Source organism: Nocardioides sp. NPDC101246 (assembly GCF_044767415.1).
GTDB lineage: Bacteria > Actinomycetota > Actinomycetes > Propionibacteriales > Nocardioidaceae > Nocardioides.
Map to the genome: position 1 here is coordinate 72,836 of NZ_JBIWNX010000012.1, position 13,681 is coordinate 86,516.

General features: G+C 69.9%; 13 protein-coding genes. 5 read left to right on the forward strand and 8 right to left on the reverse strand.

What is annotated here, in order from left to right; genetic code table 11:
- Positions 1 to 93: 93 nt before the first annotated feature.
- Genes pgl through tkt form a run of 4 tightly spaced genes read right to left on the reverse strand, consistent with a single transcriptional unit; the run spans position 94 to position 5,704 of the window.
- Positions 94 to 834, reverse strand: coding sequence for a 6-phosphogluconolactonase (gene pgl / locus ACIRON_RS21445; protein ID WP_402995279.1), 741 nt, complete (start codon positions 832 to 834; stop codon positions 94 to 96).
- Positions 831 to 2,486, reverse strand: a complete 1,656-nt coding sequence (gene pgi / locus ACIRON_RS21450) for a glucose-6-phosphate isomerase (RefSeq protein WP_402995281.1) — start codon at positions 2,484 to 2,486, stop codon at positions 831 to 833. Before pgi ends, pgl begins: the two co-directional genes overlap by 4 nt.
- Complete coding sequence (tal, locus tag ACIRON_RS21455; protein WP_402995283.1) at positions 2,483 to 3,589, reverse strand: transaldolase; 1,107 nt, start codon at positions 3,587 to 3,589, stop codon at positions 2,483 to 2,485. Before tal ends, pgi begins: the two co-directional genes overlap by 4 nt.
- 3 nt (positions 3,590 to 3,592) lie before the next feature.
- Positions 3,593 to 5,704 (reverse strand): transketolase, encoded by a 2,112-nt coding sequence (gene tkt, locus ACIRON_RS21460; RefSeq protein ID WP_402995285.1) that lies wholly within the window; start codon positions 5,702 to 5,704, stop codon positions 3,593 to 3,595.
- Between the two features lie 172 nt (positions 5,705 to 5,876).
- Here tkt and ACIRON_RS21465 point away from each other — a divergent pair, with 172 nt between their 5' ends.
- Positions 5,877 to 6,815 carry a heme o synthase gene (locus ACIRON_RS21465; protein WP_402995287.1) on the forward strand — a complete coding sequence of 313 codons (939 nt, stop codon included), beginning with the start codon at positions 5,877 to 5,879 and terminating at the stop codon, positions 6,813 to 6,815.
- Between the two features lie 159 nt (positions 6,816 to 6,974).
- Here ACIRON_RS21465 and ACIRON_RS21470 read toward each other — a convergent pair whose 3' ends face one another.
- Genes ACIRON_RS21470 through ACIRON_RS21480 form a run of 3 tightly spaced genes read right to left on the reverse strand, consistent with a single transcriptional unit; the run spans position 6,975 to position 9,620 of the window.
- Complete coding sequence (locus ACIRON_RS21470) at positions 6,975 to 7,877, reverse strand: heme A synthase (protein ID WP_402995289.1); 903 nt, start codon at positions 7,875 to 7,877, stop codon at positions 6,975 to 6,977.
- Positions 7,874 to 8,665: an ABC transporter permease gene (locus ACIRON_RS21475; protein ID WP_402995291.1), complete on the reverse strand. Its 792-nt coding sequence runs from the start codon at positions 8,663 to 8,665 to the stop codon at positions 7,874 to 7,876. Before ACIRON_RS21475 ends, ACIRON_RS21470 begins: the two co-directional genes overlap by 4 nt.
- Entirely contained in the window at positions 8,658 to 9,620 is a 963-nt protein-coding gene (locus ACIRON_RS21480) for an ABC transporter ATP-binding protein (protein ID WP_402995293.1), read from the reverse strand. The genes ACIRON_RS21475 and ACIRON_RS21480 overlap by 8 nt, the downstream gene beginning before the upstream one ends.
- 247 nt (positions 9,621 to 9,867) lie before the next feature.
- Between ACIRON_RS21480 and ACIRON_RS21485 the strand changes: the two genes are divergently transcribed.
- The 3 genes from ACIRON_RS21485 to ACIRON_RS21495 all read left to right on the forward strand — a co-directional run bounded on the left by ACIRON_RS21485 (position 9,868) and on the right by ACIRON_RS21495 (position 12,425).
- Positions 9,868 to 10,509 carry a glyoxalase gene (locus ACIRON_RS21485; protein ID WP_402995295.1) on the forward strand — a complete coding sequence of 214 codons (642 nt, stop codon included), beginning with the start codon at positions 9,868 to 9,870 and terminating at the stop codon, positions 10,507 to 10,509.
- Positions 10,475 to 10,945 (forward strand): PPOX class F420-dependent oxidoreductase, encoded by a 471-nt coding sequence (locus ACIRON_RS21490; protein WP_402995297.1) that lies wholly within the window; start codon positions 10,475 to 10,477, stop codon positions 10,943 to 10,945. Before ACIRON_RS21485 ends, ACIRON_RS21490 begins: the two co-directional genes overlap by 35 nt.
- 283 nt (positions 10,946 to 11,228) lie before the next feature.
- On the forward strand, positions 11,229 to 12,425 hold the full coding sequence (locus ACIRON_RS21495; RefSeq protein ID WP_402995552.1) for an RtcB family protein: 1,197 nt from the start codon (positions 11,229 to 11,231) through the stop codon (positions 12,423 to 12,425).
- 58 nt (positions 12,426 to 12,483) lie between these two features.
- On the opposite strand, the gene ACIRON_RS21500 is transcribed toward ACIRON_RS21495, so the two are convergent.
- Positions 12,484 to 13,080: a methyltransferase domain-containing protein gene (locus ACIRON_RS21500; protein ID WP_402995299.1), complete on the reverse strand. Its 597-nt coding sequence runs from the start codon at positions 13,078 to 13,080 to the stop codon at positions 12,484 to 12,486.
- A 109-nt stretch (positions 13,081 to 13,189) separates the two neighbouring features.
- Between ACIRON_RS21500 and ACIRON_RS21505 the strand changes: the two genes are divergently transcribed.
- The gene (locus ACIRON_RS21505) at positions 13,190 to 13,573 is read left to right on the forward strand and encodes a hypothetical protein (RefSeq protein ID WP_402995301.1); all 384 of its coding nucleotides are present in this window, start codon (positions 13,190 to 13,192) and stop codon (positions 13,571 to 13,573) included.
- The last annotated feature ends 108 nt before the right edge of the window (positions 13,574 to 13,681 follow it).

A 13,681-nucleotide genomic window follows, 5' to 3' on the forward strand; every position in this document is an offset into this window, starting at 1 on the left:
CCTGCCGTTAGCAACCTGGGTAACGGAGTTCCCGAGACATTTGCGCCGACTCGGCGCTTCTGGGTGGGACAGTCGCGCCGAGTCGGGAGGGGGTCAGAGCTTCGAGGCGGCGGCCCGGTCCAGGAACCAGGTCGTCTCGGTCGTGCCGGTGACGCCGGCGGCGGGGATCTCGCTGATCGGAGCGCCGGCGTGGGCCTTGGCCACCGCTTCGGCCTTGCCCTCGCCGCTGACCAGGAACCAGACGGTCGTGGACCGGCGCAGCGCCTCGAAGGTGAAGGTGATGCGCTCGGGCGGGGGCTTGGGGGAGCCGGTGACGCCGACGGCGATCGCGTCCTTCGCCTCGAGCTGCGGGAAGCCGGGGAAGAGGGAGGCGATGTGGCCGTCGGGGCCGACGCCGAGCATCAAGATGTCGAAGCCGCCGGAGCCGTGGCTGCGTACGTCATCGGAGAACCGTGCCGCCGCCTCGTCGACGCTCAAGCCGGAGTCGGTGGCAGGCATCTCGTGGATGCGGTGGTCGGGTACGCCGACCTCGGTCAGGAAGGCCGCGCGGGCCTGGCCGGCGTTGCGGTCGGGGGAGTCGGCGGCGACGTAGCGCTCGTCGCCGAAGAAGAACTCCACTGCGCCCCAGTCGACACCCGACTCAGGGGCGAGGCGGGCGATCTCGCGGTGGATCGCCTCGGCGATCGTGCCACCGGTGAGACCGATGGTGGGTACGTCGCCGGCCGCCTGAAGGTCGGCGAGGCGGCTGAGGAACTCCCCGGCTACCGCGGAGGCCAGGACCTCGGCGGTGTCGTGGACCTCGATGAGTGACTCGGGATGACCGTCACTGGTCACGTGCGCTTCTCTCTGTAGTAGGCGATGAGGGATTGGGTGGAGGCGTCCTGCTGCCCGGCGACCTCCGTGTCGCCGGAGACGGCCGGGCTGACCTGCAGGGCGAGCTGCTTGCCGAGCTCGACGCCCCACTGGTCGAAGGAGTCGATGCCCCACACCACACCCTGGGTGAAGGTGATGTGCTCGTAGAGGGCGATCAGCTGGCCCAGGACTCCGGGGGTCAGCGACGGCGCCATGATCGAGGTGGTCGGCCGGTTGCCGGAGAAGACCCGCGCGTTGACGATGTTCTCCGCGGTGCCCTCGGCGCGCACCTGCTCGGCCGTCTTGCCGAAGGCGAGCGCCTGGGTCTGGGCGAAGAAGTTGGCCAGGAACAGCTCGTGGACGTCGGTGTCGCCGTCCGCGAGCGGATAGGCCGGGTTGGCGAACGCGATGAAGTCTGCCGGGATGACCCGGGTGCCCTGGTGGATCAGCTGGTAGAACGCGTGCTGCCCGTTGGTGCCGGGCTCGCCCCAGAACACCTCTCCGGTGTCGGTCGTCACCGCGGTGCCGTCCCAGCGCACCGACTTGCCGTTGGACTCCATGGTCAGCTGCTGAAGGTAGGCCGGGAACCGGTGCAGCAGCTGGGAGTAGGGCAGTACGGCGTGGGTCTGGGCGTCGAGGAAGTTGACGTACCAGACGTTCAGAAGGCCCATCAGCGCCGGCACGTTCCGCTCGAGCGGGGTGGTGCGGAAGTGCTCGTCGAGCGCGTGGAAGCCGCCGAGGAACTCGGCGAAGCCCTCCGGCCCGATGGCGATCGCCAAGGTGGTGCCGATCGCGGAGTCGACCGAGTAGCGGCCGCCCACCCAGTCCCAGAAGCCGAACGCGTTCTGCGGGTCGATCCCGAACGCCTCGACCTTGTCCAGCGCCGTGGAGACGGCCACGAAGTGCTTCGCGACGGCCTCGGCGGAGTCCACGCCGTCGCCCAGCGCGTCGAGCAGCCAGGAACGCGCCAGCCGGGCGTTGGTCAACGTCTCAAGGGTGGAGAAGGTCTTCGAGGAGACCACGAACAGGGTCGTGGCCGGGTCGAGCCCCTTGAGCGTCACGGCGGCGTCGGTGGGATCGATGTTGGAGATGAACCGGCACTCGATCTCAGGGTGACGGAACGGCTCGAGCGCTTCGTAGGCCATCACCGGCCCCAGGTCGGAGCCGCCGATGCCGATGTTGACGACGGTGTGGATCCGCTCGCCGGTGACGCCCTTCCACTCGCCCGAGCGGACCCGGTCGGCGAAGGCGTACATCTTCGCCAGGGTCTCGTGGACGGCGGGTACGACGTCGGTGCCGTCGACCTCGAGGGAGGCGTCGGCGGGAAGACGCAGGGCGGTGTGGAGCACCGCGCGGTCCTCGGTGACGTTGATGTGCTCGCCGGCGAGCATCGCGTCCCGCCGTGCCTCCAGACCGACCTGCTCGGCGAGAGCGAGCAGGGTGGCCAGGAGGTCGTCGGTGATGAGGTCCTTGGAGAGGTCGACGTGGAGGTCGGCCGCCTCGAAGGTGAAGCGTGAGGCCCGGCCGGGATCATCGGCGAACCACGAGCGCAGGTCGGGCGCGAAGCCGGCCCGCAGCTCGGTGAGTGCCTTCCAAGCGTCCGTCGTGGTCGCGTCGACCGGGCCTTCGCTCACTGCTTGACCGCCTCGATCTGGGCGACGACGGTGTCGACGAGCTCGGTCCAGGAGACCTTGAACTTGTCGACGCCCTCGGTCTCCAGCACCTCGAAGACGTCGTCGAGGTCGACGCCGACCGATCGGAGCGACTCGAAGACGGTGGCCGCGTCGGCACCCTTGCCGGTCACCACGTCACCACGCACCTCGCCGTGGTCGGCGAAGGCCTCCATCGTCTTCTCCGGCATGGTGTTGACCGTGTCGGCGACGACCAGGTCGGTGACGTAGAGGGTGTCGGGGTAGGCCGGGTTCTTGACCCCGGTCGAGGCCCACAGCGGCCGCTGGGCGTTGGCGCCCGCACCGGCCAGCGCGGTCCAGCGCTCGCTGGAGTGGACCTCCTCGAAGGCGGCGTAGGCGGCGATCGCGTTGGCCACCGCGGCCTTGCCGAGCAGCGCGCTCGCCTCGGGCGTGCCGATCGCCTCGAGCCGCTTGTCGATCTCGGTGTCGACGCGAGAGACGAAGAAAGAGGCCACCGAGCGGATCGTGGAGAGATCGATCCCGGCCGCCTTGGCCTGCTCCAGGCCGGTCAGGTAGGCGTCCATCACGGCCTGGTAGCGCTCGACCGAGAAGATCAGGGTCACGTTGACCGAGATGCCCTCGGCGATCGCGGCGGTGATCGCGGGGAGCCCCTCGAGGGTCGCCGGGATCTTGATCAGCACGTTGGGGCGGTCGACCGCGGCCCACAGCGCCTTGGCGGAGGCGATGGTCGCGTCGGTGTCGTTGGCCAGGGTCGGCTCGACCTCGATCGAGACCCGGCCGTCGTCCTTGGTGGACTCGGCGACCGGCGCGAGGATGTCGCAGGCGTTGCGTACGTCCTGGGTGGTGAGGCCGAAGATGACCTCGTCGACGGTCTTGCCGTCGGCCACCAGCGAGCGCAGCTGCTCGTCGTAGCGCTCACCGTTGGCGATCGCGGCGGCGAAGATGGTCGGGTTGGTGGTCACCCCGACGACGGACTTCTCCTTGACGAGCTCGGCCAGGTTGCCGGTCTCGATGCGCTCGCGGGAGAGGTCGTCGAGCCAGATGGATACGCCGGCCTCGGCCAGCGCCTTGAGTCGGTCAGACATATTTCATGCTCCCTTGTTGATGGCGGCGAGGCTCTCCTTGGCGGCCGTGACGACCGCCTCGGGGGTGAAGCCGTACTCCTTGAACAGCAGCGCTCCGGACGCTGAGGCGCCGAAGTGCTCGAGCGAGACGATCCGGCCGGCGTCGCCGACGTACTCGCGCCAGCCCTGCTTCACGCCGGCCTCGACGCTGACTCGCGCCTTGACGCTGGGCGGGATCACCGAGTCCCGGTAGTCCTGCTGCTGGGCCTCGAACCACTCCAGGCACGGCAGCGAGACGACGCGGGCGCCGATGCCCTCCTTGGCCAGCTCCTCGCGGGCGGCGACGGCGTACTGCACCTCGGAGCCGGTGCCGAGCAGCACGACGTCGACGGTCCCGGTGGGGGAGTCGAGGAGTACGTAGCCACCCTTCGCCACACCCTCCGTGGTCGCGTAGCCGTCCACACCGCGCGGGAAGGTCGGCAGCGCCTGACGGGTCAGGATGAGCGCCGAGGGGCGGTCGTGGTGCTTGAGCACCTCGAGCCACGCGGCGGCGGTCTCGTTGGCGTCGGCGGGGCGGACCACGTCGAGGCCCGGGATGGCCCGGACCGCGGCGAGGTGCTCGACCGGCTGGTGGGTCGGGCCGTCCTCGCCCAGACCGACGGAGTCGTGGGTCCAGACGTGGATCACCGGCAGCTTGGACAGCGCCCCGACGCGTACGGCGCCGCGCATGTAGTCGGAGAACTGGAAGAACGTGCCGCCGAACGCCTTGGTCGGCGAGTGGGCCACGATGCCGTTGAGGATCGCGCCCATGGCGTGCTCGCGGATGCCGAAGTGGAGCACGCGGCCGGCGTAGGGGTCGCCCTTCCACTCGTGGGTGGAGCGATCCTCGGGGACGAAGCTGGGCGCACCGGCGATGGTGGTGTTGTTGGAGCCGGCGAGGTCGGCCGAACCGCCCCACAGCTCGGGCAGCACCGGCGCCAGCGCGTTGATCACCTTGCCGGAGGCGGCACGGGTGGCGATGCCCTTGGCGTCGGCCTCGAAGACCGGCAGCGCGTCGGCGATGTCGGCGGGGAGCTCCCCGGCCTGCAGCCGCTCGAGCAGCTTGGCGCCCTCCGGGTTGGCCTCGGCCCAGGCGGCCTCCTCGGCGCGCCAGGCCTCCTCGGCCTTCTCGCCGCGCTCGATGAGCTGACGGGTGTGCGCGAGCACCTCGGGGTCGACGTCGAAGGACTTGGCCGGGTCGAAGCCCAGGATCTCCTTGGTCGCGGCGACCTCCTCGGCGCCGAGCGCCGAACCGTGGGCGGCCTCGGTGTTCTGCGCGTTGGGGGCGGGCCAGGCGATGATCGTGCGCAGCACGATCAGCGACGGCTGGTCGCTGACCTCGCCGGCGGCGTTGATCGCCTCGAACAGCGCCGGGACGTCCTCGGTGTAGCCGGTGCCGTCGTGGGTCCAGTCGACCTCCTGGACGTGCCAGCCGTAGGCCCGGTAGCGGGCGGCGACGTCCTCGGTGAAGGCGACGTTGGTGTCGCCCTCGATCGAGATCCGGTTGGCGTCGTAGATCATCGTGAGGTTGCCGAGCTTCTGGGTGCCGGCGATCGAGCTCGCCTCACCGCTGACGCCCTCCTGCAGGTCGCCGTCGCCGGCCAGCACGTACGTCTTGTGGTCGAACGGGCTCGGCTGGTCGACCGGCGTGTCCGGGTCGAGCAGGCCGCGCAGCCGGCGCTGGGCCATGGCGATGCCGACGGCGTTGGCGACACCCTGGCCGAGCGGGCCGGTGGTCACCTCCACGCCGCGGGTGTGGCCGCGCTCGGGGTGACCCGGGGTCAGCGAGCCCCAGGTGCGCAGGGCCTCCAGGTCGCCGAGCTCGAGACCGAAGCCGCCGAGGTAGAGCTGGATGTAGAGGGTGACGCTCGAGTGGCCGACGGAGAGCACGAACCGGTCGCGACCGAGCCAGTCGGTGTCGGCGGGGTTGTGCTTCATCACCTTCTGGAAGAGCAGGTACGCCGCCGGGGCCAGACTCATCGCGGTGCCAGGGTGGCCGTTGCCGACCTTCTGCACGGAGTCCATGGCGAGTACGCGGACGGTGTCCACGGCCTTGCTGTCCAGATCGGTCCACTCGAGTACAGGTTTGGTGCTCACGAGGTGCCTTTTCAAAGTCGTCGAGTCCACATTGGGAGAGTTCTTGGGCTGGCCGTGGGGGCTGCCGAATCCGAGCCTACTCACGCCCCGGGTTAGACTGCGAGCCGCATGCTGTGAACTGCTTGTATGTCCCGCATGTGACGCCTCAACCCGAACGAGAAGGATCTTCTCAGTGACGCACGTCGAACAGCCGGTCCCCGACCTCGACCAGCGTAGCGACCGCGCGTCAATGCGCGATGTCATCTCGGCGTACGTCTCCTTGACGAAGCCCCGTGTGATCGAGCTGCTGCTGCTGACGACCGTTCCGGTGATGTTCTTCGCCGCCCAGGGCGTCCCGGGCGTCGGCCTGGTCGCGGCCACCGTCGTCGGCGGGATCTTCTCGGCCGGTTCGGCCTCGGTCTTCAACTGCGTCTACGACCGCGACATCGACGAGCAGATGAGGCGTACGCGGCGCCGGGCCCTGCCGCGGCACGTGGTCACCCCGCGCGCGGCGTTGATCTTCGGGTCCGTGCTGGCCGTGCTGTCGGTGCTCGTGCTCGGCTTCTTCGTGAACTGGCTCTCCGCCGGTCTGTCGCTGGCTGCCAACGCCTTCTACGTCTTCGTCTACACCATGCTGCTCAAGCGGCGCACCACGCAGAACATCGTCTGGGGCGGCATCGCGGGCTGCTTCCCGACCCTGATCGGCTGGACCGCGGTCACCAACCAGGTTTCCTGGGAGCCGCTGATCCTGTTCATGGTCGTCTTCTTCTGGACCCCGCCGCACACCTGGGCCCTGGCGCTGCGCTACCGCGAGGACTACGCGCAGGTCGACGTGCCGATGCTGCCGGTGGTCCGTTCCGCGCGCCACGTCGGCGGCCAGATCGTGGCGTACTCCTGGATCATGGTCGCCACCTCGCTCCTGCTGTGGCCCGTCGCCTCCACCGGCTGGCTCTACCCGGTCGCCGCCGTCGCTCTCGGCGCCGTCTTCCTCGTCCAGGCGCACCAGCTGCACGCGCGCACCAAGGGCACCGAGGACCTCACCAAGATCCGCCCCATGCAGCTCTTCCACTCGAGCAACCTCTACCTGAGCCTGCTCTTCGTCGCCCTCGCGGTCGACCCGCTGATCCGCTGATCCGCTGACCCCTCCCGGCGAGGCGTCGCCCGCGTCGGCCGAGAGGTCACCCGGTTGGCCGAGGCGTCACTCCCGCTGGTCGAGTGGGCAGCGCACTGCCCACTCGACCGACGCGCGTGACGCTTCGACCGACGCGCGTGACGCTTCGGCTGGGGCGAGTCAGGCGGAGTGGGCGCGGGTGGAGACCAGGACGCGGGCGAGGCCGGCGGAGATGAGGGCGGCGCCGAGCATGTGGAAGCCGACCAGGAGGACGGGCAGGTCGGTGAGGTACTGGACCCAGCCGATCAGGCCCTGAGCCAGCTCGATGACCAGCAGGACGATCGTGACCCGGCGGACGTACGCGTTCTTCCGGCCCAGCCACAGGGTGACCAGCGTCGCGGCGATGAGCGCGTAGACGGCGTAGGCGTGGATGTGGGACATCAGGGCCGGGTCGAGGCCGGTGCGGCGTGATTCGAGGTCGCCGGAGTGGGGGCCGGAGCCGGTCACGACCGTACCGAGCCAGAGCGAGAGCCAGCCGACGACGAAGGTGACGAGCGCGGCGATGCGGACGCTGCGGGCCGCCGCCTCGCGCTCGGGTGAACGGAGGTCGTCGAGCAGCCACACGCACAGGCCGACCATGGCCATCGAGGCGAGCAGGTGCAGCGCGACGACGTAGGGGTTGAGCTCGGAGAGGACGGTGATGCCGCCGATGACACCCTGCAGCGGGACACCGAGGGCGATGACGACCGCCAGGGTGCGGATGGTGCCGCGGCGGTTCCAGACGGCGATGACGACGGTGATGGCGATCGCGGCCAGGACGTAGGTCAGCAGCCGGTTGCCGAACTCGATGACGCCGTTGATCCCGAGCGCCTCGTGAGCCACGTAGGACTCCTCGGTGCACTTGGGCCAGGTGGGGCAGCCGAGGCCGGAGCCGGTCAGCCGGACCACCGCGCCGGTCACCACGATCCCGATGTTGGCGACGAGGTTGGCGATGGCGAGGCCGAACGCGTGGGCGCGGAGCCAGGCGAGGACCTTGCCCGTGGCCGAGGGACCCGGGTCGGTGGAGGGTTCGGTCGTCGTCATTCCCACTTGAAGGTCCTAGCGGTGAGGGTCGAGCCGAGGACGGCCCAGATCAGGAGCACGCCGAGGTCTCGCCAGGCGGGGACGCCGTCGAGGAAGGCGGTGCGTACCGCTTCTCCGAGCGCGCCCGAGGGGAGCCAGCGCGCGACGTCGCCGTAGGCGCCGTAGGCGGTCAGCGGAAGCACCACGGCACCGCCGGCCAGGAGAAGCAGGTAGATGAGGTTGGCCGCGGCCAGGGTCGCCTCGGCGCGCAGCACGCCGGCGACGAAGAGCCCGAGCGAGGCGAAGGCCAGCGTGCCCATCGCGATGGCGAGGAAGAAGGCGAGGACGGTGCCGAACCCCGCGGCGGGGGTCCAGCCGAGGATCTGGCCGACGGCGCCGATGATGAAGAGCTGCACGAGCTGTACGCAGCCGAGCGCGAGCACCTTGCCGGCGAGCAGCCCGGTCCGGGGGAGCGGAGAGGCGCCGAGCCGCTTGATCACGCCGTAGCGCCGCTCGAACCCGGTCGCGATCGCGAGGCTGGTGAAGCTCGTCGACATGATGGCCAGGGCGAGGACACCGGGGGTGAGGATGTCGACCAGCGGCCGGTCGGTGCCGAGGTCGAGGTCGATCGCGTTGCCGGCGGTGACGCCGCCGATCAGCACCATCACCGGGATCACGACGGCCAGCAGGAGCTGCTCGCCGTTGCGAAGCATCAGCTTCGCCTCCATCAGCGCCTGGGCGACCACCTGTTGGGTGATCGGGGCGCCACCGGGCTTCGGGGTGAAGGTCCCCGTGGCCACCTCAGACATGCTCGATCCCCTCGCTGAGTTGGAGCCCCCCGGTGAGATCGAGGAAGACGTCCTCGAGGCTCCTGCGGCCCAGGGTCAGCGACTCCGGGAGGACGTCGTTCTCCTCGCACCAGCGGCTCACCTTGGCGAGGGTGGTCGGGTCGGCCTTGCCGGTGACCCGCATCGAGCGCTCGTCGAGCAGGGTGACCTCGGTGTCCTCGCCGAGCGCCTTGCGTAGCGACTCGCGCGCCCCGGGCGGGAACGGCTTGGTCACGACCAGCCGCACGGTGGCGGTCGCGCCGCCGCGGGTGAGCTCCAGCGGCGTGCCGGAGGCGATCATCCGGCCGCGGTCGATGATGTGCACCTGGTCGGCCAGTTCCTCGGCCTCCTCCAGGTAGTGAGTGGTCAGCACGACGGTCACGCCGTCGGCGCGGAGCTCGCGGAGCAGCTCCCAGGTCGTACGCCGCCCCTGCGGGTCCATCCCCGCCGTCGGCTCGTCCACGAAGACCAGCTCCGGGCGGCCGACCAGCGCCATCGCCAGGCCGAGCCGCTGCTGCTGCCCGCCGGAGAGGCGTCGGTAGGGGGTGCGACCGCACTCGCCCAGCCCGAGCCGCTCGGCCAGCTGGTCGACGTCGAGGGGGTGTGCGTGCAGCCGGGCGATGTGCTTGAGCATCTCCATGGCACGTACGCCGCTCCAGGCGCCCTGCCCCTGCAGCATCACCCCGATCCGGGGGAGCAGCTGCTTGCGGTCGGCGATCGGGTCGAGCCCGAGTACCCGCACCGTGCCCTGGTGGGGCTTGCGATAGCCCTCGCACGTCTCCAGGGTGGTCGTCTTCCCGGCGCCGTTCGGCCCGAGCACGGCCGTGATCGAGCCCTCGGCGACGCTCAGTGTGAGGCCGTCGACGGCCGTCTTGTCGCCGTAGGTCATGCGCAGGTCGCGTACCTCGACAGCAGGCCTGGCGACGGAAGATTCCACGGCGGCAGTCTAAGAAGGCGCACGCCAGGGGCCCAATCGCGTAGCTGTGATCCTGTGGATTCTTAGGTGTCTATAAGGACGTTGGCCGCCCAACTCCCACCGAAGGACGGCCAACGCGGGGATGAGACGTGATGCCCCCAGGGCCATGACGCGGTGTCTCAGGAACAATTTCTGCTCAGGAGATCAACAAGAAAGGCGGTCAGGAATCGAGAAGCCCCCACGGCCCCGCGATTCCTAAGGTCGAGACATGTTCACACTTCAGACCATCACCCTCGACGCAACCGACACCACGGACGCTCGCGCGTTCTACGAGAAGGCCTTCGGCCTCACCGACCAGATCTCCGTACGCCAGGGCCCGGGCACCGCCACCGGCCGGCCGTTCACGATCTCACTGGTCGTGAGCCAGCCCTCGACGGTCGACAGCCTCGTCGACTCGGCCCTCGCGGCCGGGGCCACCTCGCTCAAGCCGGTCGAGAAGTCGTTCTGGGGCTACGGCGGCATCGTCCAGGCACCCGACGGCTCCATCTGGAAGCTCGCGACCTCCGCCAAGAAGGACCGCGGTCCCGCCACCCGGGAGATCGACGACATCGTCCTGCTCCTCGGCGTCGCCGACGTCAAGGCGAGCAAGCGGTTCTACGCAGAGCGCGGGCTCGGGGTGAAGCGGAGCTTCGGTGGCAAGTACGCCGAGTTCGAGGCCGCTCCCGGCGCCGTTCAGCTCGCGATCTACCCCCGGCACGCCCTGGAGAAGGAGACCGGCGTCGCGATCGACCCGTCTGCTGCGTACGGGATCGCCCTGGGTGGAGCCGGCGAGGCCTTCACCGACCCGGACGGGTTCACCTGGCAGGCTGGGGACCATGGCACGCACGATCGCGACGAACACGACCGTTGATCTCGAGGGGCTCCTGGAGTTCGTACGCCCCCGGCACCAGATGATCCTGGTGACCGGCCGAGCTGACGGGACCCCACAGCTCTCGCCGGTCACCGGCGGCGTCGATGACGACGGCCGGATCGTGATCTCGACCTACCCCGAGCGGGCCAAGACCCGCAATGCCCGCAGCCGTCCGCAGGTCAGCGTCATGGTGCTCTCCGAGGAGTGGAACGGCGCCTGGGTCCAGGTCGACGGCGACGCCGAGGTCCTCGACGCTTCCGCCGGTGGCGCGGCGCTGGACGCCTTCGTCACCTACTTCCGCAACATCTCCGGCGAGCACTCCGACTGGGACGAGTACCGCCAGGCCATGGTCGATCAGAACAAGTCCCTCCTCCGGATCACCCCGAAGCGCTGGGGCCCGGTCGCCACCGGCGGCTTCCCCGCCCGCCTCGCGTAAACCAGTGGCACCGGACGTACGCCGCTGGCTACCGTTTCCGGCACACAGACACACCACGAGGAGATGAGCATGCGCAGGTCGCTCGAGAACCGCTACGCCGCCGGGAACCCCGGTCTGGCGAGTGAATCCTGCCTGCCGTCCGACCTCCGCTCGGACCGCCTCGGCCAGGAGCCGCCGACGCGCTGAGCCTCAGCGCATCCCGTTGAAGGGCCGCTCCCGCCGAACCAACCCGGCCGGAGCGGCCCTTCCGCATGCCCCGGCCTTGACGAAGGAGAGAAAGATGATGAACGAGTTCCCGATCGCCCTGGCCGGCGCCAAGGCCGAGACTCTGATGTGGGCCCGGCCGCACGAGATCGAGCACGCTGCCCAGGACCAGCTGCGCAACATCTCCAAGCTGCCGTGGGTGCACGGCGTACGTGTCATGCCCGACGTCCACCTCGGCAAGGGCGCCACGGTCGGCTCCGTCGTAGCCATGAAGGACGCAGTCTCGCCGAGCGCGGTCGGTGTCGACATCGGCTGCGGGATGATGGCGGTCAAGACCTCCGTCACGACCAGCGACCTGCCCGACGACCTCGGCGCGCTGCGGTCGGCGATCGAGGAGGCGATCCCGGTCGGCTTCCAGGCCAACGACGGTCAGGCCGGTGTCGTCCGCAAGGACCTGCGGCTCAAGGTCGCCTTCGACAAGCTCTTCGGCGGCTTCGAGGAGCTGCGAGCCCCGAAGCTGGACGACCGGCACAAGCGGGCGGTCGCGCAGTGCGGATCGCTCGGCTCCGGTAATCACTTCATCGAGGTGACGTCGGACGACGACGGTGTCGTGTGGCTGATGCTGCACAGCGGGTCCCGCAACATCGGCAAGGAGATCGCCGAGCGGCACATCTACGCGGCCAAGGGGCTCGAGCACAACCTCGGCCTGCCCGATCGTGACCTCGCGGTCTTCCTGGCCGGGACCACGGAGATGGACGCCTACCTGCACGACCTCTACTGGGCTCAGGACTACGCCAAGCTGAACCGGCGGATCATGATGGCCACCGTCAAGGGCGTCTTCGCGCGCTTCTTCCCCGAGGTCGTGTGGGGCCAGGAGGTCAACGCCCACCACAACTACGTCGCCCGGGAGACCTACGACGGCGTCGACCTGGTGGTCACCCGCAAGGGTGCGATCTCGGCCAAGTCCGACGAGTTCGGGCTGATCCCGGGGTCGATGGGCACCGGCTCGTACGTCGTGCGCGGCCTCGGCAACGAGGCCTCCTACTGTTCCGCCTCCCACGGTGCGGGCCGGAGGATGTCACGTACGAAGGCGAAGAAGACCTTCACCGTCGCCGACCTCGCAGCGCAGACCGAGGGCGTCGAGTGCCGCAAGGATGCCGGTGTCGTCGACGAGATCCCGGGAGCGTACAAGTCGCTGGAGAGCGTCATCGAGGCCCAGGCCGACCTGGTCTCGGTGGAGGCCCGGCTGCGCACGCTGCTGTGCGTGAAGGGTTGAGGTTGTGAAGCTGAGCGTGGTCCATAGGTCACTCTCGGCTTCACAACCCTCGGGCGGGTCAGCGGCGCTGCCAGATCCCGAGGCGGTGGCTCCACGGCAGCCGCGGGTTCAGCCGGCGTGGCTCGGAGAGGTGGACGAGGTCGAAGTCCGAGCCGAGGGCGCGGGTCATGTCCTCGGGGACGTACGTCCACGGTGGGCCCGCTTCCTCGCGCGGGCGGTCGACCGGGAAGACCCCTGACGCGACCCGCCCGCCGGGGCGCACCACCGCGCGGGCCAGGTCGCCGACGCGGCCTCGCCAGGCGGGCGGCAGCGCGCAGAAGAAGGTGTGGTCCCACATCAGGTCGACCGGCCCGCCGGTCGCGTCCAGGACGGTGTCGACGTCGAGTGCGTCGCCGACCACGTAGGTGAGATCGGGGTAGTGCTCTGCTGCGTGGGCGGCCGCCGTCGGCGAGACGTCGACAACCGTCGTACGCCATCCGGCAGCCGCCAACCCCGCCGCATCGTGTCCCCGGCCGGCGCCGGGCGCGAAGGCGCTGCCGGGCTCGCCGAGCAGTGCCGGGTCCTCCTGGATGTAGATCAGGGGAGCGCCGAGGTCCCAGCCGGTCGTGCCGCGGACGTAGGCGGTCTCCCAGTCCGTGGGGTCGTTGACGGTCATGGGTCACAGTCTTCCGGACCGGCGTGAGGGGTGGCGAGCAGGAGGCCCGGGCGAGTCCGCGGTCCCAGGACGGTTCCGTGTGCCGTCGCCGACCGGTACGCTTTCGAACATGAGATCGACTGGGGGTGTGTCCAGGAGCGACGTACCGCTGCCGTTCGATGTCGCTCTCGACGCGGTGCCCGTGCCCGCCAGACGCTCGCCCGCGCCAGCGCCGGAGGACGGGAAGCAGGTCCACCGTCTCGTCGGCGCACACCTCACCTCCCGGGGCCTGCCGCCCGGGTCCGACCTGGTGATCAACCCGCGCCGACCCAGGCGCGGTGAGGTGGCGGTCGTGCGCTCCGGCGGCCGCACCCGGGTCGGCATCTTCGACCTCGAACGTGGTCGCGCGGTCCTCCGCTCCGACCGCGGCACCCGCTGGCTGCCGCCCGACACCGTCTTCGTCGGCGTCGCCGCTCTCGCCTCCCCGACCCTTGACGGGATGCCGACGGGCTGATCGGTGGCTCGCTGCTGAGCGGGGTGCGGGGGTGATGTACGACACGTCGTCGCCGTCCCGCAGGCTAGTAAGGGTTGCCTTCGTTGAATCCCTCGGGGGAATAACGTC

What these genes read in the sequence shown, in the direction of transcription:
- ACIRON_RS21505 (WP_402995301.1), top strand. Translation starts at nt 13,190, where the DNA reads ATGAGATCGACTGGGGGTGTGTCCAGGAGCGACGTACCGCTGCCGTTC.
- ACIRON_RS21495 (WP_402995552.1), top strand. Translation starts at nt 11,229, where the DNA reads ATGAACGAGTTCCCGATCGCCCTGGCCGGCGCCAAGGCCGAGACTCTG.
- ACIRON_RS21470 (WP_402995289.1), bottom strand. Translation starts at nt 7,877, where the DNA reads ATGACGACGACCGAACCCTCCACCGACCCGGGTCCCTCGGCCACGGGC.
- ACIRON_RS21475 (WP_402995291.1), bottom strand. Translation starts at nt 8,665, where the DNA reads ATGTCTGAGGTGGCCACGGGGACCTTCACCCCGAAGCCCGGTGGCGCC.
- ACIRON_RS21485 (WP_402995295.1), top strand. Translation starts at nt 9,868, where the DNA reads ATGTTCACACTTCAGACCATCACCCTCGACGCAACCGACACCACGGAC.
- ACIRON_RS21490 (WP_402995297.1), top strand. Translation starts at nt 10,475, where the DNA reads ATGGCACGCACGATCGCGACGAACACGACCGTTGATCTCGAGGGGCTC.
- ACIRON_RS21500 (WP_402995299.1), bottom strand. Translation starts at nt 13,080, where the DNA reads ATGACCGTCAACGACCCCACGGACTGGGAGACCGCCTACGTCCGCGGC.
- tal (WP_402995283.1), bottom strand. Translation starts at nt 3,589, where the DNA reads ATGTCTGACCGACTCAAGGCGCTGGCCGAGGCCGGCGTATCCATCTGG.